This window comes from Clostridium sp. LY3-2 (assembly GCF_024705715.1).
Lineage (GTDB): Bacteria > Bacillota > Clostridia > Clostridiales > Clostridiaceae > Clostridium.
This window is the reverse complement of sequence record NZ_JAMDLQ010000015.1, coordinates 100,972-127,795: the sequence shown is the minus strand read 5'-3', so window position 1 is coordinate 127,795 and position 26,824 is coordinate 100,972. Positions and strand designations below refer to the sequence as shown.

Here is a 26,824-nt window from a genome sequence, read left to right as displayed (position 1 = left end):
ATTAGAGGAGGAAATAAAATGTTTATTAATCACGAGTACATAAACAAGATATTAGAAGAAACTAAAAATCCAACTAGAGAGGAATCTTTAGAGGTTATAGAAAAAGCAAGAAAAAGAGAAAAGCTTGATTACAAAGACATAGCAATCCTTTTAGCTACAAAAGAAAAGGATGTAGAAAAAGAAATATTTAAAATAGCTGGAGAGATAAAAGAAGAGATATACGGTAAGAGAATAGTTATATTTGCTCCACTATATGTAAGTGATTATTGTGTAAATAAATGTGTTTATTGTGGATATAAGTGCAGTAATAAATTTAAAAGAAAAAAATTAACTCAAGAAGAAGTAGCAGAAGAGGTTAAATACCTTGAAGCTATGGGACATAAAAGATTAGTTTTAGAATTAGGTGAAGACCCAGTAAACGCTCCTATAGAGTATGTTTTAGAGTGTATAGATACAATGTATAAAACTCAAAACGGTAATGGGGAAATAAGAAGAACAAACGTAAATATAGCAGCAACATCAGTTGAAAACTATAGAAAATTATATGAAAAAGGAATAGGAACTTACGTATTATTCCAAGAAACATATAACAAACCTATGTATGAAAAAGTTCATCCAAACTCATTAAAAAGTAACTACGAGTACCACTTAACAGCTTTTGATAGAGCTATGGAAGCTGGAATTGAAGACGTTGGAGCTGGAGTTTTATTTGGACTTTCAGACCCAAGATTCGAAGTTTTAGGCTTAATGATGCATAACGCACATTTAGAAGAAAAATACGGAGTAGGATTCCATACTATATCAGTTCCAAGAATAAGAGAAGCGGCTGGAGTGGATTTAGAAGAATTACCATTCTTAGTAGATGATGAAACATTTAAAAGAGTAGTTGCAGTTATAAGAATAGCAGTACCTTTTACAGGTCTTATGATAACAGAAAGAGAAACACCAGAACTTAGAAAAGAAATAATGACATACGGTATTTCACAAATTTCTATAGGATCTACTACAGTTATAGGAGGCTACAAAAAGAGAGCTTTAAACGAAGAAAGTGACGAGCAATTTAAGCTATACGACGTTGAAGAAAACAGCTTAGTTGCTATAGAAAACTTAATAGATAGCGGTTATATCCCAAGTTTCTGTACAGCTTGCTACAGAAAAGGAAGAGTTGGAGATAGATTTATGAGCCTTGCAAAATCAGGAGAGATTCAAAAGGTTTGCGAGCCAAACGCAATCACAACTTTAGTTGAATACGCTATAGATTACGGTGATGATAGATTCAAAGAAAAAGCTATAAACTTTGCAAGAAAAATAGCTAGCGAAATTAAAAACGAACAAACAAGAAAAATAACAGAAAATAATATAGATAACTTACTTAAAGGTAAAAGAGATTTATATCTTTAATCTAAAAATAAATTAATTTTAAAAGAAACTCTAATTTTAGGGTTTCTTTTTATTATCACAAATATTTACAAATGATATAATAAAATCATAGGGGGAGTTAAATTATGATTTTAATTTATAGTGTACTTATTTTTATAGCTTTAAACTACTTAATAGCATTTATAAAACTTCAAAGGGGGAAGTTTCCAGTAGATATATTTTTATTTTATGTAGCTGAAGATTTAGATGATAAAATTTTAAAAAAAGCTAAAATACTATGTCTTTTAGGGTTTATACTTTGTATAGTAATTATGGTTAGTGCAAGTATCAGCGTTGTATTAGTAAATTGTTTGCTAGTTTTTCACGCAGTTATAATGCATAAACTTTCTAAGATATTTAAAAGAATTAAAGACTTTAATAAAATCTAAAAATTAATAAAAGCACTAGTAGACTTCTTAGAGTATTTATTTTTAATAAAAGATAAATTCCTAGAAGAGAAATTCGAGGATTACAAAAAATCAAAAGGTGGTGTATATAAGATGACAGTAGAAGAAGTAAGAAGACTATATTACGAAGGAAAAGGAATTGAAAAAGGAATTGAAAAAGGGAAGATTGAAGGCTTTAAAGAAGCAATAAGTAAAATAATTGATGTTTTAGACGATAAAACTATATCAGAAAAGTTTGAAATATCTATAGATGAAGTTAAAAAGATAAGAGAAGAAAGAAGTAAAACATATACTAAAGTTTGGTATTATTAATGTATAATAAATAAATTATTTATGAGAAGTGATGAGAAGTTATGAAAAGTGTAGTATTTGAAGATATAAAGAAAATAGCTGATAAGATTCAGGTTAAAAATAAAAAAGAAGTAATAGCGATTTCAGTAGAAAATAAGAAACCAAGTCTTTTTGAAAGTAAATTTGGGGGAACACCTTATGTTCCAAAAGGTAAAAAAATACCTGAAAATAAAAATGGTGATCAATTAAGACTTTTAGCACAATTAAATTTAGAGGACAGCTTTAATAATAATTTATTGCCTAAAAAGGGTATGCTTCAAATATTTTTAAGAGCAGATGATTTATATGGAGCTGATTTTAATGACCCAACAATGCAAGATGATTTTAGAGTTATTTATTATGAGGACATTGATTTTACTGTAAATGAAGAAAATATAAAAAAAGAAATTAGAAGTTTAGAGGATGAAGAAGAAATGTTTCCGATTGAAGGGGCATATAAAATAAACTTTAAAGAGCCAGTAGAAGAAGGTATTTCAATAGATGATTATGATTTTGAAAAGCTGTTTTTAGAAGAGTATAACAAGGTTTTTACTGAAAATAAGATTGATAATATATATGATTTAGATGAAGAAATATATAATAAGTTTGCAGAGGAATATGCAAATGATGGACATAAAATTGGAGGGTATCCATACTTTGATACTATACTTCTTCAAATTGATTCCGAGTTTGGGACAGGCGTAGAAATTATCTGGGGAGATAGCGGTATATGTAATTTTTTTATAAATAGCGAAGATTTAAAGAATTGTGATTTTAGCAGGGTGTTATACAACTGGGATTGCTGCTAGGATTAAGATTAAATACACTAATATTAAAAGAAAAGCAATTGATAATTAATTGTAAATAATGTTTAATATTTACTTTTGTTTGTGTATAATTAAATAAGAAAATAATGAAGGTTTGTATTATACTAAGAGGCAATTCATTATTTAGGGAGGAATGTTTATGGAATTCGGAGGGTGGTCCTCATGGCAAGTTTTCACATTGATCTTTTGTATTGCAACAACACTTGCTATTGCAACTAGTAATAGACATAAAAACAAAAAAGATGAATAATTTTAAATATTTATTTTTCAACACTATTCTTAAACATAGCGTATTATTTTATAAAAGCAGAGCCCCAATAGAAAGTATCCTTCTATTGGGGCTTTTATTATAAAGTATTATTTTTTTAATCCTTTAGTTAAGACAAGGCAGATTTTTTTAATCTCCTCTTCATCATTAAATTCTTTTAAGTCTTTTAAAAGAATCTTAGATACAGAGTACCCTGCGATATTAGTTAAAATAAACCTTATAATATCTCCATTACTTAAATCTACTAAAATATCTTCTTCCCTATATTTATTTAAGATAGCGTTAAAGGGAGGGTAAATATTAGCTTTAGCTGCATCTAAAAATTTATTAAAAATCACGCTGTTATAAGATACTTCTTTTACTAATATCTCAAACATTTGAAGATTATTATTTATAAAATTTATTCTATCTTTAACTACAGAGTAGATAAAAGAATCAAAACTTAAGTTATTATTTTTAAGTTTATCTTTTGCGAAATCTAATGCAAATTCAGGAACTAAATTATTTATCATAAATGGCATAATATTATTTAATAATAAATTTTCCTTAGAGCCAAAATGCTTAAAGATTGTGCCTTCTGCAACTTTTGCAAGAGAAGCTATTTCACGAGTAGATGTATTTAAATACCCGTTTTTAGCGAAGAGTTCTACGCTTACTTTTAGTATGTTTTTCTTTTTTTCAGTCATTTCTGTATCTGAATTTATTTTATCTATAAATACATTAGAAATTGAATCAATCAATTTAATTCCTCCTAGTTTAGTTAAACTTTACGATATCTTTTTAAGCCTACTATATTTAAAATTGTAAATACTATTGCAAATAATAATAGGATAATTAAATCTTTTCCTATTATATTTAAAGAGCTTCCTTTAATAACGACATTAGTTAAAGCATCTCCAGCATAGTAGATAGGCATAATCTTTGCAAAGGCTTGAAGTCCGCTATGCATAGTATCTACTGGTATTATACCAGAAAAGAATATTTGAGGAATTATTATTATAGGGATAAATTGCATCATTTGAAACTCAGAATTTGCAAAGGTTGATAAAAGAGTTCCAAGTGAAAGTGCAACAAAAGCGGTTATTATATTAGTTAAGAAAACTAAGCCTAAATTTCCTATAATATTTATTTTTAAAACATAAACAGTAAATAAAACTATAATTATAGTTTGTAAAATTGCAAATAACCCGTAACCTATCAAATACCCAAACACAATTTCAGATCTTCTAATAGGGGTAGATAATAGCTTATCTAAAGTTCCAGAAGTTCTCTCCTTTACAAGTGATATTCCAGAGATTAAAAATACAAAAAAGAAAACAAAGAAACCGATAAGTACAGGGATCATAGTATCAAAAATAGTTGTGTTTTCATTTCCATAAATATAACTTGAATCTATAGTAATATCAGAAGGTTTAGTTAAGTTTGGTTTTTCAGGATTAACATTTCCTAAAAGAGCTAGGGCTTTAGCTTGTTTTTTGATTATTTCACCTTGCTTTTTTGAAATACTAACTATATCTTCTACCTTGATTTTAGAAACTGCACCTTTAATTTTTGCAGAAATCTCTGTTGAAGTTAGAGGGTCAGAATTTTCAAAGGTTACTTTTAAAGTATCATCATTCATATAAACAAAAGCATCAAGGTCATCAGTTTTGATTTTATCTTTAATATCATTATGATTCTTATATTCTTTTATATCTATATCATTATCTTTTAAAGTATCTACTAAATTCTTATCTATATTTTGCACACCTAAAGTAGGATTTTTAGTAGAAGTTGAATTAAAAAGAAAGTTCATAAGAGCAAGTAAAATTAATGGAGCAAACAACATAAGAGCAAGAGTTCTTTTATCGTTTATTATTTGCTTTATAATCCTACTTACCATACTTTTTATTCTCATTATTTTTTCCTCCCTGCAATTAAGAAAACTTCTTCTATAGAATCTACGTTGAATTTTTTCATAAGTTCTTCTGGAGTACCACTAGCTGTGATATTACCATCTTTAAGTAAAAGAAGCCTATCGCACTTTATAGCTTCAGTCATATCGTGAGTAGTTACTATAATAGACTTACCTTTAGATTTAAGATTATTTATTTCTTTCCAAATATTTAAACGAAGTTCAGGGTAAATCCCTACAGTAGGCTCGTCTAATATTATAATCTCAGGGTCTTGGATTAAAGCGATAATTAAAGATAAACGTCTTTTCATTCCGCCTGAAAACTTATTAACCTTTCTATTTAAAAAAGGTTTTAGGTCTACTAAATCTACTAAAAAGTCTATTTTTTCTTTTAACTCTTTTTTAGGGATCTTAAAAATTTCACCAAAGAAATAAAGGTTATCTTTTGCTGTAAGTTCAGTATATAAAGCATCGGATTGAGCCATATAACCAACTTTATTTAAAACCTCTCTGTTTGGAATTTTTGAATCTAATAAAGTTATATCTCCAGAATCAACTTTTTCCATCCCCATAATACATTTTATAAGAGTAGTTTTACCAGCTCCAGAAGGACCTAAAATCCCAACTATCTCAGAGTCAGAAACATTAACATTAATAGAATCTAGAACTTTTGAATTTTTAAAGCTCTTTGTAACATTTGATACTGATAATAAATTCATAAAAACATCTCCCTTCATAATAAGGTGAGTAATCACTCACTTACATCTGAGATTATAATACTTTATTTTTATAAAAGCAAATAATAATATGAGAACTTTTAATAAAGCCTTTATATAAAGTATTTTAAAGAAATTTAAAATGTGTACTAGTATCACAAATTATTTTTTATGAAAAAACTTATTTAAATATATAGCAAAAAGAGACTAGAAGCGTATTTCTAATCTCTTTAATGTAAATATATGTAATTTTAGATTAACCAAGTTATTATCCTTACTATTAAATCTAAAACGTTTAAAACTGCTCCAATTAAAAGCAATAAATAAAATTTTCTATCAACTAAAATCTTATCATTCATTTTAATCTCCTTTAGTTACTCACAAATTATTTTCTAAAATATTCATCATATATAGCGTAAGCTAAAGTAATTAAGAACAAAAATATTAAAAACCCAATTGCATATAAAAGTGTCGGCATAAGTTACTCCGATGGATATTCTTTTATAAGTTCATTTAAAGAATAATCGTAGATTATAGGACACCCGAATATTTCACAATATCTAACTTCGCCCCTATAAAGTTTGACATTCTTATATTCCTTTTCTCTTTCAAATAAATAATACATTTTTTGAAGGTCTAACCCGGTATTAATTAAAGCTAAATCGTCACTGTAATCTCTTTTGCTAAGAAGTATATACTCATCAAAGATTCCAGTTATTTCGGGTTTGTAGTTTGAAAATTCTTCTGAAGTCATCGCTTCTTTTTTTTCATCATGCACAAATTCTAACTCGAATTTGTCAGAGGGTGTTGCCTTTATATGTTCTATTTTCTTTCTGTATTCTTCGTTGTTTCTCATTGTGATTCTCCTACCTTTTTAAATGGATGAATTAGTATTCATTCATTATTAATTTAGTAGATAGCCCCTTAGTTTAATTAACTTTACATTCCCAGGTAAGTATAACATAGAATTTTAGTAGTTTTATAAGGTTTTAATATATGTATAATTTATTATTTGAATAAGAAATTATTATATAGAAAAATCAAATTTATAAAAAGTTTATAAACAAAAATATATACGTTTTAAAGAATATTACTAAGGTGCTGTATAAAATATTATTAAATTAATAATTATGATATTTAAAAATGGAATAATAATAATAAAAATCAACTATATTATAAAATTTAATAAGAAATAAAAAACAGTAAAAAAATATCCAATAAGGATACATAAAAGTTAAAATATTTAAAATATTTATGGTCATGTGTTAAAATATAGTATAAGAAAGTGTAAAAAGCATTATAAAGAATGAAGAGAGAGGAATTATTAAATTTGGAGAGTAATATTTTAAACTATTTAGATAAAAATTATAGTGAATTAAAACAATATATAGAATATATAGATACAAATGTTTTTAATGAACCTTATAGTGTGATAGTAAAGGGGAGAATCTTTTCAGAGAAACTTGCTATAGAGATTGGTAAATTTGAAGGAATAAACGGCATCGAAGAAAAAAGTCAAGCTGATAGGTTGAGGATATTAAAATATGAAGCTGATTTAGATAGAGATATAGAAGATATTTTTCATGTGGTTCGTAAAACTGGAAATCTAGCGGCTCACGATAATGTAGAAGGAGAACTTTCAGAAGCGTTAAGAGTACATAGATGTGTGTACAAGCTTATAGGATGGTTTATCGAGGTATATTTAGACCCAGAGTTTAATTTACCTCCTTATAAAGAGCCAAAACAGAATAATGATGGAGTAGAGAATGGTATGTTGAAAAATTTGTTTAATAAATTCAATAAAGCTCTTGATAATATGAGCTTAAAATCAAAAGAAGACAACATAATACCAGAAGATAAAATAGAAGTTATAGAAGCAAAAGAAATAACGGAAGTAAAAACAGAAGATGTTAAAGTGTCAGAAAGCTTAATTAAAGAAGTTACTTTAAATGAATCAACTAGAGAGTGTTTGATTGATGAATTATCTAGGTTAAAGGAATCTTCTAAAGAGGCGGTAGAAGGATTAAATAAATTTAGTGATTTCAAAAAATATATGCATATAGAAAGAGACGTTCAAAGGAATTTAGAAGATTTAATTATGAAATCTGAAAAGAGTGAATCTGCACAATTAATATTAGTTTGTGGTAGTGTAGGGGATGGTAAATCTCACATTATTTCTTACTTTAAAGATAAATATCCTAATATTATAGGGAAATTTAAATTACATAATGATGCAACTGAAAGTTTAGAACCAAATGAAACATCTATGGATACACTTAATAAGGTTTTAGATCAGTTTAGTGATGAAAAAATTGATACAAGTACAGAAAAATTTATACTTGCGATTAATTTAGGAACTTTAAATAACTTTATAGATTCTAAGTATGGAGAAAGATTTACAAAGTTAAAAAAGTTTGTTGAAGATAACAAAATCCTTGAGTCTACAATAACTTCAAGTGAATTTAATGAGGAAAGTAGTATTCAGTTTGTAAATTTCTGTGATTACCATCTTTATACCTTAAAAGACGGTAAAGTAAAATCAGAATACATTAAGGAATTACTTGGAAGATTAACAAATAAATCAGAACTAAATAGTTTCTACAAATCTTATAAAGACAATTGTAGTAAATGTATAAATAAAGATAAGTGTCCAATTAAAGCAAACTATGAATTATTAGCATTAGAAGATGTTCAAGATAGTATTATTGAATTACTAGTTCAAATAATAATAAAGAATAAAACAATAATATCTACAAGAGCATTATTAAATTTCTTGCATGATATTTTAATTTCTAGAGCTTATATAGATATTAATTCACCAACTTTTAAGCAAAAGATCAATAGATTAAGAGCAGAGGATTATATTAAAGCTCTAATGCCTAATATATTATTTAGTCATAAGGAATTGTCATCTATATTTGAATCTATAAATAAATTAGACCCATTAAATATAAGAAATGAACAAGTTGATGATTTTATAATCAAGTTTAATAATACAGTTGATATACTACAATTTTTTGTGGAAAATATAGATTTTCCTAAAGGATATTTAGGAAAAATAGAAGGTTCAGATTTTGAGGGAAGCCAGGGAATAAATAAATTAAAAATGGAGTTGTTAAAGCTGTTTATTAGAAGTTATAAGCTTTGTGGTAAAGGTGAAATTTTTTCTCTAAATGATGAAGTATATGATGAGTTTATTAGAAATTTATACTTTTGGAACAAAGGAGAAAAGAGCAAACTAAAAGATTTATATAGCTTTATAAAAGAAGGCGTCATTAAATGGAATGGTGAAGCAGATAAAAATAATATAAATATTTTTATAGGTAAAAATCAGATTAAATATAAAGTAAGCGAAGAAATAGAATTTAAACCTGATGTAAGTAATTTACCTAATGATAAAGATGTTGAACTAATAAAATTTTTAAATACAATGGAAATAAGATTTAAAAGTGATAGATTAGAACATTCAGAAGGGGTAGACATAGACTATTCTCTATATGATTTATTAAAAAAAATAACTAATGGATATAGACCTAATAAAAAAGATAGGAATCAATTTATTAAGTTTATTGAATTTATAAATAAATTAGAGTTAGCAGGTTCTCAAGATCAAAGTATAACATTTACTGAAAAAAATAGAGATGAAAATAAAAAGTACAGATTAGAATATGACAATGAATTCGAAATGTATAGATTTGTGGAGATATAAGTATGAGTGAAGTTAAGGATTTTAAAATAAATATAGAAGAGTTTGAAACTAGTTTTAAATTTAATAATGGAATAACTCATAGGCAAGGTGGAAGATATAAATTACTTCCATACGCAGCAAATGAAAAAACGTTAGTATCTGATTTTTCAGGAGTTGTGGGAGGGTTTTCAAGACTTGTTTCTAATAAAGAAATAAAAGGTGATTTTAATCCTGAAGAGTTTGTTCAAGAGGTGGCAGAACAAGTTGGTGAGTATGATGGTGATTTAAGTAAAGAAGCTTTTAAAGATATAGTTAGAAGTATGTTTTTAGATGATAACAAATTAGTTGATTTTGATATAAAAACATTAAACTATATTTCTTCAACAAATGCTGATGAAAAAGTTGCTAAATTTCTTTACTCTGTACTTTTAGATAAAAAGGTAAAAGAAGAAGCGATAAGCCATTATGATCGAAATGTTTCAAATGTTTTATATAAACTTGTGTTAAAAGCACTTCCTACTTTAAAAAATAAAGAGTATTCGCTGGATGATTATAAATGCTATATACCTTTTATAAAAGATTTATTTATAAAAGACTTTAAATTTTTAATAGAACACGAAGAACTTTATAAAGACTCTTTAAAAAGGCTATTAGAGTATTATTATATTTTTTATGTTTCTCAGCTAACAATAAAATTAGATAAATTTGAAAAAGCAGATCTAAATGAAGTTGAGAAAATATATTATACACTATCATGGGAAAGCACTTCAAAAAATAGAACAGCCTACAGATTAGGCTGGGAGTTACTAAGAAACAAAGTAGATTCATTATTCTCTCATGCAATTACACTAGAAATATTAAATACAAACGGAGATGAAGGTGAATTAGGTTATAAGGAACTTGCAGAAGCCTATAGCACTATGGATAAAGAGGAAATAGAAGATAATATAAGAGAAGTGGTTGATAGGTATCAGAATCAAGTGAAAGATATAGTTTGGGATGATTTTGTAGAAGGTGCTAAAACTAGTGAAGTAAATGGATTTAATCAAGTATATAGATTATATGATTCTTTAGAATATCAATTTAATAGAGGTAGTAGAAAAAGAGCATATGATGCGTATAAAAATTGGTTTGTATGGTTTGTACAAAAGAATTTTGGGAAAAGAAGAGGTGCATTAGGATACAATTTAAATATGACAGAAGATGACATAATCTTAATGACTAAAATTTGTATAAACAACAACAAAAAGTTAAAGTTAAATACCCTATTTGAAGAATTTGAGAAACGTGGATTATTCTTTGATAGGGATTCGAGTAAGAAAATAATTCAGCTTTATGAAAAATTAAACTTATTAGAAAAGAAATCAGATAGTGGAGATGCACAGTATGTTAGATCAGTTTTATAGTTATTTATCAGAAATAATAATCAATTTTTTTAAGGATAATCCCTTAAATTCAGGAGCAAAATATCAAATACAATTTGAGACAGAAGAGCAGGTTAGAACTTTATATGATGTACTTTCACAAAATACTTTAAGTCAAGACTTTGAATATAAAGATGAGAATGGGGAAGTTAAATATAAATCTTATGAATTAAGACTTAATGGAAAAGAGTTAATAGTTGCAGCTACTATTGATAATGTACAACCAGACTTTTTAACTAGGCTTAGAAATATGGTCGGACAAGAAGCAGGATATGAGAATAAAGGGATACTTTTCATTCACAACACAACTTTAGATAGTATTGTAGGTGGAACAGAATCTTTTTCAAAAGAGGGAATGCCTTTTCATGTAGAATTTATTCAAAATAACATCAAAGAAAATATTAATAAAAATAATTTTTCAGATGTAGATAAAGTTATAGTTGAAAAAGACTTAGAAAGAAAAAATAATTACTTATTCCAAGATAATAATTCGATTTTTGAATATAAAGAAATTTTAGACATAATAAATAAAGGATATATAGATAAAAGCGAATACAGAAATTTTGGGTTATTTTATGACAATAAATTAGATGGACTAAGCAAAAAGGAATTAGAAACTAGAATAAATGAAAATGCATTATATTATGGAAGGGTTGATGAGATTCATAACTATGGTAATCCAGAAACTCAACTTGAAAAATACTTTGATGACACAGGTATAGATAAGTTAAAACAATCAAACTGGAAAGAAGTAGAGTATAGGCATGTAATTAAATCAGTAGAAGAAAAAAGACAAATAAAACCCTTAGAATATGTTAATTCTTCTGTGGAATGGGATAAGCCAGAAGGAACATCTAAAGCTAAATCAAGAACTAGAAATATTATAGTTTTTAACGAAGATAATGCTGAGGAAATCGAATTAGAATTTAATTTTGATGATAAGGTTAAAAAAGAGTATATAAAAGAAAAAAGCATAGTTGGAGATTTAGAGGCTACAACTTCAGGAAAAAAATTAAAAGTTAAGCTAAAAATAGATGCGTTAAAATCTAACTTTTATAAAATAGTTTATAATCCAGATAAGTTAAAATTTGAATTTAAGATAGTGGTTTTAAACTTTAATGCTAGATATTTAGAAAACATAAAATCTAAATATTCTTTAGTAGTTAAGAAAAATGGAAGCTATATTTCTATAAATACAAATGAATCAACTATCGTATTTAATGAATTCGAAGAAAGCAAAGTGGAATATAAGTTAACTTCTAATAACGAACAAGTAGATATTCCTTCAAATGAACTAGTTAAAGTTAAAATAACGGATGATTTTAATTATGAAAATGATGATGAACTAATAAGATTCAATGCAAAAATAGGTACAGAAATAGTTCCTTTTGGAGTGATTGGGACAAGTCAAGCGCCAGAATATGCTACTGGTCTAAAAGTATGGAGATTAAAAAGAGAAAAAAAAGCAGATTTTAAATTTATAGGTGAAAATAAACTAAGTTTTGGAACTCGTGAATATTTAACTAGAGATGAATTTAGAAAAAATCTTTCACTTGAAAAAGAAATAGTAGAAAAACTAGATCTTTATTTTATTGAAACTACAGATGGATTGGAAGCTTATCAGATAGAAACATATCCTGAAGTAAGAGAAGCTTATTTAGAGATATTAGAGTACTATAAAGCAGTTAAAAGATTACCTAGTTTAACTTATTTAAATGATGAGCTAAAAGTAAAATATCAAAAGTTTATTAAAGTTTATTTAGAAGCTTTAAATTCAATTAAAGAAGGAGACTATTTAAATAAAGAACAAAAGAGTTTATTTAAAATAGGAGTGATTAAAAGATATGTTGAAGATAGAGAATTAATATTTACTCCATTACACCCATTAAATATAGCTTACCAATTAAAAATAAATAGTGAATTAAAGGAAGAAGAACTTTCAGATGAAGTAATTAAGAAATTTACATCAACTTATCTTTTACCTTACATTATAGGGGAAGAAAACGAGCTATTTATACCTATGGAACAATTACACTCACCGGAGTGGAAATATTACGTTGATGAAAATCTACCAAGATATAAGGGTTCAAGAGAGTTTGTATCAAAGCTTGTGACTGAGAAAATTGAAGAGTTTGTAGGGCATTTTAAATATATGTTTAGTATGTCTGAAAATGCTGCAATCAGAATAAATTTAATAAATACTGGTGATAGTAAAGAAATATTACAAGGCATATTTAAGTATTACACAAAAAGTCTTAAAGCTAGAAATAAAATATTACCTATAGATTTATTTATATATTCAGATCAAAATATAACAAATGCTTTTGAAGAATTATCTTTCAATGAGAATATAGAAAGCCTTAAAAGTATATATGGATTAGATTTAAAGGTAGATACTATGTCAGAAGAAGATATATTAAATTTATATAGAGAAAAGGTACATTTTTATACGAAAAAAGTAGAAGAGGGAATTGAATACGCTCATATAACTTTCTTAGAAATGAATAATGATGTTAGGACTATAACTTCAAAAATGAGCGATATCCCTTCAGGTATTATTTTAAATGGAGAAATTTCGGGGGTGCCATCTGTATTTTTAGGAGATTCATACAGAACAGGATTCGGAACAAAGTATGCTAATTCAAATACAGATTTAATGCAAGTCGCTATAAAATTAAATGCACTAAATACAGCATCAACAGGTGAACCATTTAATAGTAATCAATGTAAGGCTATTTCAGTTCCAAATAAAAGCAAAAATTCTCTAGAAGAGATATATAATGCTAGCCATTGGGTAACTTTTATTGATCCTAAAGTAGATCTTAATTTCTTTAAGAATGATCCAGATTCGAAGGATTTATTAATTATACATTATAGCGATCAATACACTACAGCAGGTGGATATGATGCAATAACAGTTACGAGAAAATCAATACCATACCAAAGAGTTATAGAAGAGTTCTTATCTAAAAGAGGTATTGATAATGCCGAAAGATTTTCTCCAATGGTAATTAATATGTTTAATGCGATTAATGGGGATTGGCTTTTAAGATTATTATCAAGTAAGTCACATTTTCCTAAAGAAAAAATAAGTATACTTTCAGCTGTTAAGTTAGCTCTAGCTAAGTTCAAAAATGAAAGTATTATTTGGGTTCCAATATCACTTGAAGAAATTCTTAGAGTTTCAGGTGGTGCAGGATTAAAGCAATCAGAGGGATTCTTTTCTGCTAAAAATTTAGGTTTTGAAAATAACGGTGCTACAAGCGATGACTTGTTACTAGTAGGGATAGAAGAGAAAGAAGATGCTGTACAAATTCACTACTATCCAATAGAAGTTAAAATAGGAATAAATGATGATAGTTATATAGAAAAAGGAATAAAACAAGCTAAAAAAACTAAGAAGATTCTTAAAGAAACGTTACTTCCAAGCGAAAATGAAGAAGTTTCAAATGCAAAAAAAGTTTATAGAAATTTCTTAATGCAATTAGTTGTTGCAAGTGCTGAGAAATTAAACTTATATGGAGTATGTCAAAATCAAAATTGGACAAGAGTTATAGACTCTGATTTAAGAAGAAAACTTTTAAATGAGGAGTATGAAATTGTAGATTCAATAGAAGAAGTTTTAGGTAAGGCAGCGGTAGTATCATTTAAAAATGGATGTTCTAAAAATATCTCTGAAATAAAAGAAGAAGTTATGATTTTAGAAATGTCTGAAAGGGATGGTATTGAATTTATAACTAAAACAGTTAGTGAAATAGAGGAAATAGTTTCACAAACTGATTTTTCAAGTATTAATTATGATGATATAGAAGATTATACTGTTGATTTTGATAATAATACAGAGTTTAGAGAAGTTGAAATAGAAGAAATTGATGATCTAAGTTTTGAAGACAGTGATCTAGAAAATAAAAATAGAGATCTAAATTTAGATATTAAGGCTCTAGAAAGTAAAGGTAGTGCTCTAAAATTAAAAGAAGAGACTCTAATTATTCAAAATGAGGCTCTTGAAACTGAATTTAATGAATCAGAGGTTGAAGAAAATATTAGTGTAAATATAGAAACTATAGAAGAAAAGAGAAATATGGAAATTATATTTGGTACTAATGAGAAAAATAATAAGAAAATTATTTTGTATCCAAACGATACTAATAAAATTCTTCATACAAATACAGGGATTATAGGGACTATGGGAACTGGTAAGACTCAGTTTACTAAGTCTGTTATAACTCAATTGCATAGGGAATCAAAGAATAATATAGATGAAAAAGAAGTTGGAATTCTTATTTTTGATTACAAAGGGGATTACAATAAATCAAAAGAAGATTTCATAGAAGCAACAGGTGCTAATGTATTTGAATTATACCATTTACCATTCAATCCTTTATCAGTTGTAAAGGGTCCAAACTCAAAACCAATGTTACCACTTCATACAGCTAATAGTTTAAAAGAAACTATAGCAAAAGCATTTAGACTTGGAAATAAGCAAGAAAACTTATTAAGAGAGTTAATAATGGAAGCTTACGAAAAAAGAGGAATTGTAAAACACAAGGCAGATACTTGGGATAACCCAGCCCCTACCTTAAAAGATGTTTATGATATTTATGAGTCTAGAGAAGATCTAAAAAAAGATGATAGCTTATATGCAGCTTTAAGTAATCTTATAGATTTTGAGATATTTGAACCAAATCCATTTGAAACTAAAAGTTTATTCGATTTAATAAATGGAGTAACTGTAATAGATTTATCAGGGTATGATGAGGGGATACAAAACCTTGTTGTAGCTATAACTTTAGATTTATTTTACGCTCAGATGCAGGCAAATGGTCATAGTAAAATAGAAGGTCATTTAAGACAGATTAATAAGATAATATTAGTTGATGAGGCGGATAATTTCTTAAGTAAAGATTTTACAGCTTTAAAGAAAATATTAAAAGAAGGTAGAGAGTTCGGAGTTGGTACAATACTTTCAACTCAATTACTAACACACTTTTCAACAGATAAGAATGACTACGCAAACTATATTTTAAACTGGGTTGTACACAGAGTTGATGATTTAAATAATAAAGATGTGAAAAAGTTATTTAATGCTCAGAATAAGCAAGAAGAGGACAAACTAGTTTCTATAATTAAGGGACTTGAGAAACATCACAGCTTAGTTAAGATAGGAAATAATGATAGACCAGAATTTATGAAGGACTTAGCATTCTGGGAGTTATAGATTAGAAATTAAAGTGAAATAGTCTAGCAAAGTATTAAGTTGTGATAGAAAAGTAAATATTGATCGTATATTATAAGTAGAGATTAATATACGATCAATAATAACTAAAAATAAAAACTCTAATTATAAAGGGGGAAAATATGAGTTTATTATTTAATGATATAGAAAGTAAAGAGGATTTTCTGGGATACGAATCCTATATACAAGCATTTAAGTACATAATAAATAAAGGTGATGAGTATTTTGATACTCCATTAGTAATAGGAATACATGGTAAATGGGGGAGTGGTAAATCTACATTTATGAATTTATTGGTTAGGGAGATTGATCCCTATTTTTTTGGTGATAAAAAAAAGGAAGAAAAAAAAGATGTTGAGAAACAAAATCAAAAAAATAAGTATAAGATTATAAAAATTAACTCATGGCAATTTGATGGGAAAATGGATTTTATTAACATACTATTTTTAGAATTTTTTAAATCAATTAGGGATGATAGCTTATTTAGCGATAGAAAGGAATTAAGAATAAAATTTAGGGATTTTTTTAAAAGTCTTGGAGGTGATGTAACTTTAAAATTAAAAGGGGGATTTTCTGAAGTTGGAGCTTCGATAAAAAAAGATTGTAATAGAGAAGGTCTGTTTGAAAGAGACAAGATATTTTTACAAAAAGATTTGATAGAGGAAATAATAGAAGATCAATATTTTAAAGATAATAAATTTATAATTTTTATAGATGATTTAGATAGATGTAAGCATGAGAATATACTGAATATATTGGAAGAAATAAAGCTAACTTTAAATTCACTTAGATGTATTTTTATTTTAGGAAGCGATTTAGACTATCTAAAAAGTGCAGTTGCTGTAAAGTATAGAGATATTATTGAGTATAAATCAAAAATTAAAGGAAATGATGATGAAATAGAGGATGAGATAATTAATTTTTGCAATGAATATTTAGAAAAGATTGTACAAATACCATTTAATATACCAAATATAGATATAAATGATATGCAAAAATTTCTAGAAAATTTAATAATAGATAGTAAGAATAACAAGAATATAAGATATCATGATTTTTATAATAAAATAGAAGAATTAATAGAAACAGATAGAATGAGGTTTGGTCAAGAACTAGAAATAATATCTGAATTTTTCATGAAATTAAGAATAAGTGCAAGAAAAGTTAAAAGAATTATAAATCAAGTTTTAATGCATAATATTTTTATTCACTTTAATAGAGTGAAAAACAATGAATTAGAGAATAAATTTAATACGGATTTAACTATATTAACCCTACTAGTGGTATTGAAAAATATTGATAGTAAATACTATAATGATAGATTTTGGAGTTCTGATATAGCAAAAAGTACAATAGAAGTATGGAACAGTGAAATACAAGAAAGTTTTATAGACGAAACTGAAACACCCAAAGATATATTAAATTTTTTGAAAGGATTAGTACAGAAAAGAAGTTTAAAAACAATTGAAATAGAAGATAATGAATTAAAAAATTATTTAGATATTACCAACACCATAAACTTTAGAGATGTTGAGCCAAGTTATTTTAAAATAAAAAGCAACACTAGAACTAATAAAAAAGTTGGAGATTTTTGTGAACAAAATAGACATAACAAACAGCTAATGGCACTTGTAAGGTATTTTTTTGAGAATATTTATAAATCAGACAAGCATGATATTGGGATATCAAGTAATTTAATGATATATACAAAGGAAGAGAGAAGTTATGGAGAAAGATTTTTATATGCTTTTATTGGTGGTATGCAACAAGAAAATAGTTATTTAAAATTGAGGTATAGAAATTTCAAATCAGTTTGTTGTGTGGATGGCGAAGAAGAAAGTATTGTAATAAATAAAAAAAATAATAGCAAAATAATTGAAATTGTGAATAGGGGAATTACATATGAACATAGAGGAAACTAGAGAAAGTTTATTAAAATTATTAGGAGAAAAAGGGGCTGAATTTAGTATACCTTTGAATCAAAGAAAATATTCATGGGAGATGGAACAATTAGATGATTATTATGAAGATTTAAAGAGAATAGTTGACAACCAAAAAGAGCATTATATGGGTGTAATAACTATGATAGAGACAAAAGAGGGAAAGAAAACTAATTACAAGGTAGTAGATGGTCAACAGAGAATAATAACTTCAATAATATTTTTATGTGCGTTAAGAGATTTAAGCATTTATTATTATAAAAAATTCAGTAATGAAAAATTTATACAGTTTTCTATCGAGCTTCAAATGGAATATTTATCATTAAGAAGTAATGATGTGTGGTTAATAAAAATAGCACCATGTAAATATGATAGAGATTTATTGTTAGATATTGTAGATGTATTAAGTAATAAAGAAAATTATTCAGCAACCTTAAAAGATGAGTACATTGATGATGTAAATTACGTGAGAAATAAGTTAAATGTAGAAAAAGAAGAGTGTATGTATTTTAATCAAAATATTGTAATTGCTTATAATAAATTTTATGGTGAAATAAAAAAACAGCTTGAAGCAGTTGAAGGGTATGATGAAGCAGTTATTAAAAATCTGAAAGATTGGCGAGATGCTATGGGAGAAGTTAAAATCTTTGAACTTACGAGCAAAAATGAGAGCAATTTATTTGATTATTTTGAATCATTAAATACAAAAGGCCTAAAACTTTCTCAAATAGATTTAGTTAGAAATAAATTAATAAAAGTTCTTGTAACAAAAGGTAAAGAAAAAGAATTTATAGAAAATATTTCAGATATTTGGGATAATATAATAGATAATACAGATGAATATGATCCAGTAAGGTTTCTAAAATATTTTTATATGTGCGAAAAGAAAGAAGTAATTAAGCATAGTGATATACCGGAACTATATGAAAAATTATTTGAAGAACAGATAATTGAAATAAAAGCATTAATAGATAAGATGGAAGTGTATTCAAGGATATATTATTATTTATATAATGAAGGACTATATGAAGGTTATGACAATGAACATTATTATTTAAAATATTTAGGGCAAGAGGCATGTTACTCATTTTTAATGCATGTTATATATATATATGAAAATAAGGATGAGGAGTTTTGTAAGAGTATATTTGAATTAACTGAAAAAGTTATTTTTAGTAGAATGTTAAGAAGACAAAGTGTAAAAGGAATAGATGAGTTGTTTAAAAATTTCATTAAGAAATCGGAAGAATATAGTAAAGAGAAATTAATAGTTTATATAAATAAAGAAGTAGATAAAATTGAAAATATTGAACAAGTAGTTAAAGAGAGAAAATGGAAAAATGAAAAATTATTACGTTATATTTTAATGAAATATAATAAAATTAGTTTTGATAAGGATAATTTTATTAAAGGTAATATAAAAGTAAAAAAAATGAGTAAAGAAGAGAAATTTAAATATAATATAGGAAATTTTGTCCTTAAGGGGAATGAGGAGAAGATAAGTATAGAATCTAGAGAAGAAGAGTATATAGAATTTATAAAAGAGGTCTTAAAAAGTAATAAGATAGAAATTGAATATATTAATTAACGTATATTAATTGTTGAAACTATAGTGAAATATTATATTTTACTATAGTTTTTTATTTTTATTAATCAAATTTAAAGAAACGTTAAATTTGATCAAATTAATATTTGGATAAAAAGGGAATAGATTGTATAATTAATATGTAGAAATTTATGACAGGGGGATGAATTATGTCAGAAAAAGAAATTATAGAAAGTGAAGTTTTTATAGGTGCTAGATCACTGGATGAAAACCAAGTAAAGTTAATACTACCTACGTATGATAATGTGCAAACTCAAATAGAAGAGATAAGAAAGTCTGCAAAGCTAAATGAAAAAAATGAGTATAGACAATATAACAACACTATAAGCATTTTTGGTAAAAGAGGAACGGGGAAAACTTCTATATTATTTACGATAATAGAAAAGCTTAATGAAGAAAATCATAAAAATATAATATTACCTAAAATAGAACCAGATTCATATAGTAATACTACAAAAATATTAGGTGCGATACTTAGACTTTTAAAATCAGAATTAGATAAAATAAATGATGAAATATCTAGTATAGGTGATTGCAAAGAACTTGAAGGTTTTTTTAAACATTGTAAGTTTAATTTAAATAATAGTCTTACAATTGCTTATAATGAATTATTAGAATATTATTGCTATATGAATGAGGAATATAGAGAAATATTAATAAAAGATTATAGTAATATTAGAAGTTATAGTGAAAAATATTCATATATTTTAGCACCAGATCATGAATTTAATTTGAAGTTTAATAAGTTCATTCGAAGATTAGTAAAGGCGAAGAAAGATATAAATAAAAGAAAATGTAAATATGAAGAACCATTAGTTTTTATAATTATAGATGATATTGATTTAAAAACTACAAAATGTAAAGAATTGGTAGACGTGGTTCTATCGTGCATATGCAATAAAAATATTGTTTGTTTTTTATCAGGAGATGAAGATATATTAAATGAAGCTATTACATTGTCATTATTAGATAATGAAAATATGGCTAATAAAAATACATATTTTTTTGTAAAAGAAATTTTTGATATGACTTTATTAGATAGAAAAAAAGAATTAACTAAAGATTATTTAAAAAAAGCATTACCACCAGCATTTAGACATAATGTAGTTAATTGGAATTTAACTAATATACCTAAATTTTCATTTGCAAAAAAATTAGAAGAAGATTTTTTGGGAGAAAAATTGCATGAAAATTTTTGCGAAGGAGATATAAGTATTTTTAAAAATGTATTATTTAAATATGATAATAAATTAAGTGAATATACATTTATACCATATTATATTTTTGATAAAACTCCTAGAGGATTAATAAATATCTTTTATTATTTAAACAAATATAATGGTATAAAAGAAAAGAATTTTGCAATAAAAAAGGCATTTATTGATACAATTATATCATCGTCTAATGAACTATCACAAGATAAAAATGAAATTTATGATAATTATATAGTGTGGTCAGATTCAGAAGATAAAACTATAATTAGCTTCTTAGCATTATATAATAACTATTTAAAACTATGCAATAAGGATAATCAGTCAAAAGATAAGGTAAGGAAAAAGACAAAAAAGAAATATCTAAGGACGTATATCTTATTAGTAGTTGCAAGTGAGGTACTGACTGAGGCAGAGGTTATAAAAGATGAAGAGGGAAATGATAAAATAGCTTTTTTTGATGTTTATGGAGAGAATATAAGTAATAATACTATAGAGTTTTCAAATAACGATAATAATAATGAGATAAAAGAAAAAGAATACACATATGAGATATTAAAATATGCTGATTTTAAATTTTCATTAATGCTATTTGAAAACTCTAAAAGCATTATAGATGAGGATGATTTATTTGTTATAATTAGCAAATTGATAAGTTGTTTTAGCCCAAACAATTATTTGAAAGAATGGATTTCAGATAGAAGTAAATATAGAATTATTAATGGATTCTTAAATAAAAAAGTAATAGAAATAGATGGACATAAAAGAATAAAGAAATTACTATTTGATTATGAATATAATTTTATAAATACTTTCAAAGAATATGGTGAAAGTATTTTTAAAAATCATTTAAAAAATATAGCATTTTATAACTATATAATAAACAATAAATTAGATAAATATGAATATGAACATGTTTCAAATGACATATTGTTTGCAAGAATAGATCAATTTAATATTTTGAGAACTAAAGATAAATTTAAAAATAAAATACATATAATAAAGGAGAAATTAACTGAAAATATATTTGATTACTTTGATGAAAGATTAAAAGATATAAATAAAGTGAAATTATATGATAGAAATAACCAGTCAATAGTAAGTTATGTAGATTCAGCAAAAGAAAAAAGTGAAGGAACTTTATATTACGGAGTGGGTAAGAAAGTAGAATTATTGTTAAATTCAGAGCATATGGAGATTGAAGAATATATAGGTATATATGAAGAGGTAAGTAGATTATCAAATAATTCAAGAGCATGGTATGGTGTATATGAATCAATAGAGTTATTAAATATTTTAAATAAAAATGTAGTTCTTGATTTAGACTATGATGTTGAAAGTAATAAGTATAATAAATATCAAGTTGTAGCTCTTGTTAATAAAATAGCACAAATCTCATCAAAAGAAGAAAAATATTTAGAGGTAGAAAACTGTAGAAATATAGTAATGTCAAAAATGAAGGAAACGTATTATGAAATAATACGAGAACAGGAATATTTTTATAAACAGGCAAATTATGAATTGGAAGAATTTGAAGAGGAAGAATTTGAAAATGAATATTTTTAGATTTAGACTTAGATTTTTAAGGATGTAATCAGATGAATCGTAAAATAAAAGAAATCTTAGATATAAGTTTAATATGTATAAATAGTGATTTGTTTATTGAAGAATATAACTTGTTAAGTAAAAAAATATTTGATAAAAATGAAAAGGGCAAGTATATTAAAAGCATTATATATAGATTAATGAAAACAAATTATTATAAAAATATAGATGAAGTAAAATTACTATTAAAAAAATATTATCCTTTTTTATTTGATGAAAGTTATACTAAAAAAGAAGCAATGGAGTGTATTTATAATATACTGATTAACTATGGAAAATGTTTAATATCGCATAGGGATGGTGAAATAGTCTACAAATATTGGAAAAATAATATAGATGATGAATTTATTGGACCATACGAAGGCTTTAAAAAAATAGATGTATTTAGGATAATGAATTCTTTGGTAACAATAGATGTTTTTACAATTATTTATTTGATAGAAAATGGTGTGGAGAATAGTGAGCAATTAGATAATTATTACTCTAGAATATATTTAGCAGATGATCAATTGGATAAAATTTTAAAAAGCGGAATAGCAGAAAATCATATTCATGCAAATGCAGCATTTAAGTTTGATTTTTTATGGGAAACATTAGTTAATAAGAATATTAGTAAAAATCAACTAGATTTTTTTGAGAAGAATAAATATATAGATTCAAATAATAGTGTAGATAATAAAATGGAAAAATATATTTTGTGGACAATTTTTTATAGAATTCTTATATTAGTGTATTTAAAGTATTCTAACAGAGATATAAATATATGTGATTTTTATAATGAAGAAATGGGTGTATCTAATAGAAGTTTAGTTGATAAAATAATTTCAACATTACATTGTGATTTTAATGACTTATCAAGAGAATGCATTAAAGACTCTATAGATGAGATAAGAAAAATATATATCATTTTAGAGGAAGAAAAAGAAGAAAATTTAGTTTTTAAATTACTTAATAATAAGAAGTATATAAGAACACATGGTGAGAATATATTCTTATTTGAATTATTGAAAATATATAATGAGAGAGAAAAAAAAGATCTTGTATTATTTAAAAGCTTTTTAATGTATTTAAGAATAAAAAATATTTTTTATAAAAAAATAGTACAAAACCTAACTATAAAGGGATTGGATAACTTTTCTTTTTATTTTGGAAGATCAAAAAAAATCAATCAAAGCTTTTTGGAAAATAATATTTATTATGAAACTCTATTTAGGACAAATTTTCAAGATAGAAATTTGAAAAAATTTGAGCTGAGATTAGGTATATTAGATAGCACAGATAAATTCGAAAAAACACTCAAAAATATATTAAAGCAATATAAAAATGTAATTGATGATTTATACTTAAAATATAATAAAAAAGAATTCCCAAAGTTAGGGATAGTATATCACTTTATAAAAAAAGAAGATTGTAGCGATGAGAAATGTTGGTTAAATGAGAAAGATGAGTTTGTAAGGTTCAAAAAAATACAAGATGACTATAAACAACAGTTAGAAGCACTTCTTCAAGTTAGGAAAGATATACCGGAGTTATCTTATTTCATTTTAGGAATTGATGCAGCTAGCCTTGAAAATAATACACCTGTGCAAATATTTGCTCCAATTTACAATGCAGCTAGGGATAGTAGTATAGATGTTTTGACTAATTATCAAAATGGAGATTATATAAAAAATAAAAGCTTGAAATTTACATTCCATGCAGGAGAAGATTTTAGACATATGCTTTCAGGAATGAGAAGAATAGAAGAACTATTAGAGCATTGTAAATTTAAAGTAGGGGATAGAATAGGGCATGGCACTGTTTTAGGAATAGATCCAGACAAATGGATTAAAGAAAATCCTATTGTAATTTTGCCAAGAGAAGAGCATTTAGATAATTTATTATGGATATGGGGAATGTATACAAAACATATTAATAATAATAGTCATTTAATAATGTATGTAGAACAAGAAATATACAATCTAGCAAAGCAAATATTTAATAATATGAATGGAATGAATATAAATATCCTTTACGAAGCATATTTAAAAAGATTTGAAAAGTTTGAGAAAAATGAGGATATGCGTACTAAGTTTTGTGAATGTGATGAATTTGAGAATAGTAGTTTTGTGGATGAAAAAGTGTTGTGTAGAAAGAGTAGTGATATTGCTCAAATTTGGAATGCTGAGAAAATAGTTCATTCGTATAATTGTATTTGTTATTTGAAAAAATTTAAAGAACCTATTTATGTTCAAAATAATGATAAATATAAAAGTATTATAAAAGATTTAAGAGATATTATTATTAATGAATTAGCAATGAAAGGTATTGTTGTTGAGATAAATCCGACTTCAAATTCATTTATATGTGAGATAGATGGATTGCTGGATAATCAAATTTATGCTATTAACTCTATAAATAATATGAAAAATGTAATGGTTAATATAAATACTGACGATCCACTTGTTTTAAATAATAATATAAGCAATGAATATTGTTATATGTATTATGGAATGCTTGAAAGAGGCGTAGGTAGAGAAGAAGCCTTAAAATGGATAGATAAAATAAGAGAGATGGGCATGAGTACTTCATTTATTAGCGATGATATATCTAATGAAGAATATTATAAATATTTAGAAAGAATTATTGAAAGATTAAAATAATAAAAGATGTAGCGATTTTCGCTACATCTTTTTACTTTAGAATTAACTCTTGTAAATTAGAAATAGAGTTATCTTTATTTAAACTAATTCTAATAAAATTATTAGTACAATCAGCTTTACCAATTTCAGTTATTACATAAGAAGGTTCGCCTATTCCACAGGCAGAGCCAGATGAAATAGCAACGCTATCTGCTAAATCTTTTATTAGCATTTCATTTAGTATATTTGGAATAAGCATTCCTATAACACCAGGTATTTTGTTTTTAGGGTCACCTAAAAATTCAATGCCTGGATATTTTTCTTTTAAAACCTTTTTAGTTTCTTCTTCAAGTTCTAATATTTTAGAAATATAATTATCCATATCTCTTTTAGCTATTTCACAAGCCTTTCCAAAGCCAACTATATTGTGTACGGCATGAGTTCCAGCTCTATATCCTGATTCTTGTTGACCTCCGTGTATAAGAGAAGTCATCTTATAATCATTTAGATTAGATTGTCTTATGAAAGTAGCACCTACACCTTTTGGACCATAAATCTTATGGGCTGAGAAAGATAAAAAGTCTACTGGAACTTTCTTAACATCAATATTTATTTTACCTAAGACTTGAGTTGCATCAGAGTGAAGTAAAATATTATTTTCCTTTGCAATATTAGAAAGTAATTCGATATCATTTAAAGAACCAATTTCATTATTACCCCAAATAAATGAAGCTAAAATTGTGTTTACAGTTATTGAATCTTTAAAGTTTTCTTCTGAAACTTGCCCATATTCATTTACCGGTAGGAAAGTTACATCAAAACCTCTATCTATTTTTTTAGAAGTCTTTTTCTTTTTTAAAAACTTACTAGCAATAGTTTTATCAGGATTATTCCAGAAAACATCACCGTTTAAAAATTTACAAGTTTGTAAAACAGATTTATGTTCCACAGTTGAAGTTATAATGTGGTTACCTTTATCTTCATAGAATTTAAGGTAATCTGAAACTCCTTTAATAACCGTATTATTGCTTTCAGAAGCGCCACTTGTGAAAATTATTTCTCTTGGGTCTGCATTAATTAATGCGGCTACTTGGGCTCTAGCTTTCTCTACTGCTTTTTCTGCATTAACAGCTAAAGTGTAATGTCTACTAGAAGGGTTACCGTATTCTTCTTTTAAATACGGTAACATAGCTTCTAGAACTTCAGGGTCAACTGGAGTAGTAGCACTATTATCTAGATATATCATATACTAGCATCTCCTTCATCAAGTACCTTAGTTATAAACTTTTCTAAGTTACCACCTGAGTATTTGTATTTATTGTATAGAAGCTCAGCACCTCTATCCATATGCAATTTCATAAAAGTAGGGTAGTATTCATCATCTGAGATGTGTCTCCCTAAATCCATTTCTATAAGTGCTTTAAATATAGCATCAAATTCACCGGTTACAGTGGCTCTTTGAAGCTCTAAACCATTAACATCATTACTTTTAAACTCAGTAATAGGTTCTTCATGATTTAAAGACATTGAAACTGCTATTTTACTTAAAGCAAAAGGTTTAAGGTTTGAACTTCCACCTAATTCTTCGAATATTTCTTTTGTTCTCTTTGACGTTTTTAATCTAAATCCCAT

Annotated in this window: 17 protein-coding genes; 11 read left to right on the top strand and 6 right to left on the bottom strand. The window is 26.0% G+C overall.

Going from position 1 to position 26,824, the window contains the following annotated elements; translation table 11 throughout:
• The first annotated feature begins 18 nt into the window (after nucleotides 1-18).
• The 4 genes from hydG to M4I33_RS05240 all read left to right on the top strand — a co-directional run bounded on the left by hydG (nucleotide 19) and on the right by M4I33_RS05240 (nucleotide 2,965).
• Nucleotides 19-1,401 carry a [FeFe] hydrogenase H-cluster radical SAM maturase HydG gene (gene hydG, locus M4I33_RS05255; protein WP_257915832.1) on the top strand — a complete coding sequence of 461 codons (1,383 nt, stop codon included), beginning with the start codon at nucleotides 19-21 and terminating at the stop codon, nucleotides 1,399-1,401.
• A 104-nt stretch (nucleotides 1,402-1,505) separates the two neighbouring features.
• Entirely contained in the window at nucleotides 1,506-1,808 is a 303-nt protein-coding gene (locus M4I33_RS05250; RefSeq protein WP_257915831.1) for a hypothetical protein, read from the top strand.
• A gap of 111 nt (nucleotides 1,809-1,919) precedes the next feature.
• Nucleotides 1,920-2,138, top strand: coding sequence for a hypothetical protein (locus M4I33_RS05245; protein ID WP_257915830.1), 219 nt, complete (start codon nucleotides 1,920-1,922; stop codon nucleotides 2,136-2,138).
• 41 nt (nucleotides 2,139-2,179) lie between these two features.
• Entirely contained in the window at nucleotides 2,180-2,965 is a 786-nt protein-coding gene (locus M4I33_RS05240; protein WP_257915829.1) for a YwqG family protein, read from the top strand.
• A 375-nt stretch (nucleotides 2,966-3,340) separates the two neighbouring features.
• On the opposite strand, the gene M4I33_RS05235 is transcribed toward M4I33_RS05240, so the two are convergent.
• The 4 genes from M4I33_RS05235 to M4I33_RS05220 all read right to left on the bottom strand — a co-directional run bounded on the left by M4I33_RS05235 (nucleotide 3,341) and on the right by M4I33_RS05220 (nucleotide 6,717).
• Complete coding sequence (locus M4I33_RS05235; protein WP_257915828.1) at nucleotides 3,341-3,991, bottom strand: helix-turn-helix domain-containing protein; 651 nt, start codon at nucleotides 3,989-3,991, stop codon at nucleotides 3,341-3,343.
• Between the two features lie 20 nt (nucleotides 3,992-4,011).
• On the bottom strand, nucleotides 4,012-5,148 hold the full coding sequence (locus M4I33_RS05230; RefSeq protein ID WP_257915827.1) for an ABC transporter permease: 1,137 nt from the start codon (nucleotides 5,146-5,148) through the stop codon (nucleotides 4,012-4,014).
• The gene (locus M4I33_RS05225; protein WP_257915826.1) at nucleotides 5,148-5,864 is read right to left on the bottom strand and encodes an ABC transporter ATP-binding protein; all 717 of its coding nucleotides are present in this window, start codon (nucleotides 5,862-5,864) and stop codon (nucleotides 5,148-5,150) included. The genes M4I33_RS05230 and M4I33_RS05225 overlap by 1 nt, the downstream gene beginning before the upstream one ends.
• A 478-nt stretch (nucleotides 5,865-6,342) precedes the next feature.
• Nucleotides 6,343-6,717, bottom strand: coding sequence for a hypothetical protein (locus M4I33_RS05220; protein WP_257915825.1), 375 nt, complete (start codon nucleotides 6,715-6,717; stop codon nucleotides 6,343-6,345).
• A gap of 474 nt (nucleotides 6,718-7,191) precedes the next feature.
• Between M4I33_RS05220 and dptF the strand changes: the two genes are divergently transcribed.
• The 7 genes from dptF (at nucleotide 7,192) to M4I33_RS05185 (ending at nucleotide 25,213) form a co-directional block, all read left to right on the top strand.
• Nucleotides 7,192-9,570 carry a DNA phosphorothioation-dependent restriction protein DptF gene (gene dptF, locus M4I33_RS05215; RefSeq protein ID WP_257915824.1) on the top strand — a complete coding sequence of 793 codons (2,379 nt, stop codon included), beginning with the start codon at nucleotides 7,192-7,194 and terminating at the stop codon, nucleotides 9,568-9,570.
• Nucleotides 9,571-9,572: 2 nt separating this feature from the next.
• Nucleotides 9,573-10,955, top strand: coding sequence for a DNA phosphorothioation-dependent restriction protein DptG (gene dptG / locus M4I33_RS05210; protein ID WP_257915823.1), 1,383 nt, complete (start codon nucleotides 9,573-9,575; stop codon nucleotides 10,953-10,955).
• Nucleotides 10,936-16,191, top strand: a complete 5,256-nt coding sequence (gene dptH, locus M4I33_RS05205; protein ID WP_257915822.1) for a DNA phosphorothioation-dependent restriction protein DptH — start codon at nucleotides 10,936-10,938, stop codon at nucleotides 16,189-16,191. Before dptG ends, dptH begins: the two co-directional genes overlap by 20 nt.
• 140 nt (nucleotides 16,192-16,331) lie before the next feature.
• Complete coding sequence (locus M4I33_RS05200) at nucleotides 16,332-18,131, top strand: KAP family NTPase (RefSeq protein WP_257915821.1); 1,800 nt, start codon at nucleotides 16,332-16,334, stop codon at nucleotides 18,129-18,131.
• The gene (locus tag M4I33_RS05195; protein ID WP_257915820.1) at nucleotides 18,112-19,737 is read left to right on the top strand and encodes a DUF262 domain-containing protein; all 1,626 of its coding nucleotides are present in this window, start codon (nucleotides 18,112-18,114) and stop codon (nucleotides 19,735-19,737) included. Before M4I33_RS05200 ends, M4I33_RS05195 begins: the two co-directional genes overlap by 20 nt.
• Nucleotides 19,738-19,904: 167 nt before the next feature.
• Nucleotides 19,905-22,532 carry a hypothetical protein gene (locus M4I33_RS05190; RefSeq protein ID WP_257915819.1) on the top strand — a complete coding sequence of 876 codons (2,628 nt, stop codon included), beginning with the start codon at nucleotides 19,905-19,907 and terminating at the stop codon, nucleotides 22,530-22,532.
• Between the two features lie 32 nt (nucleotides 22,533-22,564).
• Nucleotides 22,565-25,213, top strand: a complete 2,649-nt coding sequence (locus tag M4I33_RS05185; RefSeq protein ID WP_257915818.1) for a hypothetical protein — start codon at nucleotides 22,565-22,567, stop codon at nucleotides 25,211-25,213.
• Nucleotides 25,214-25,244: 31 nt separating this feature from the next.
• Here the strand turns inward: M4I33_RS05185 and M4I33_RS05180 are convergent, their stop codons facing one another.
• Both M4I33_RS05180 and M4I33_RS05175 read right to left on the bottom strand, forming a co-directional pair.
• Nucleotides 25,245-26,438 (bottom strand): cysteine desulfurase family protein, encoded by a 1,194-nt coding sequence (locus M4I33_RS05180; protein WP_257915817.1) that lies wholly within the window; start codon nucleotides 26,436-26,438, stop codon nucleotides 25,245-25,247.
• Nucleotides 26,435-26,824 carry a DndE family protein gene (locus tag M4I33_RS05175; RefSeq protein ID WP_257915816.1) on the bottom strand — a complete coding sequence of 130 codons (390 nt, stop codon included), beginning with the start codon at nucleotides 26,822-26,824 and terminating at the stop codon, nucleotides 26,435-26,437. Before M4I33_RS05175 ends, M4I33_RS05180 begins: the two co-directional genes overlap by 4 nt.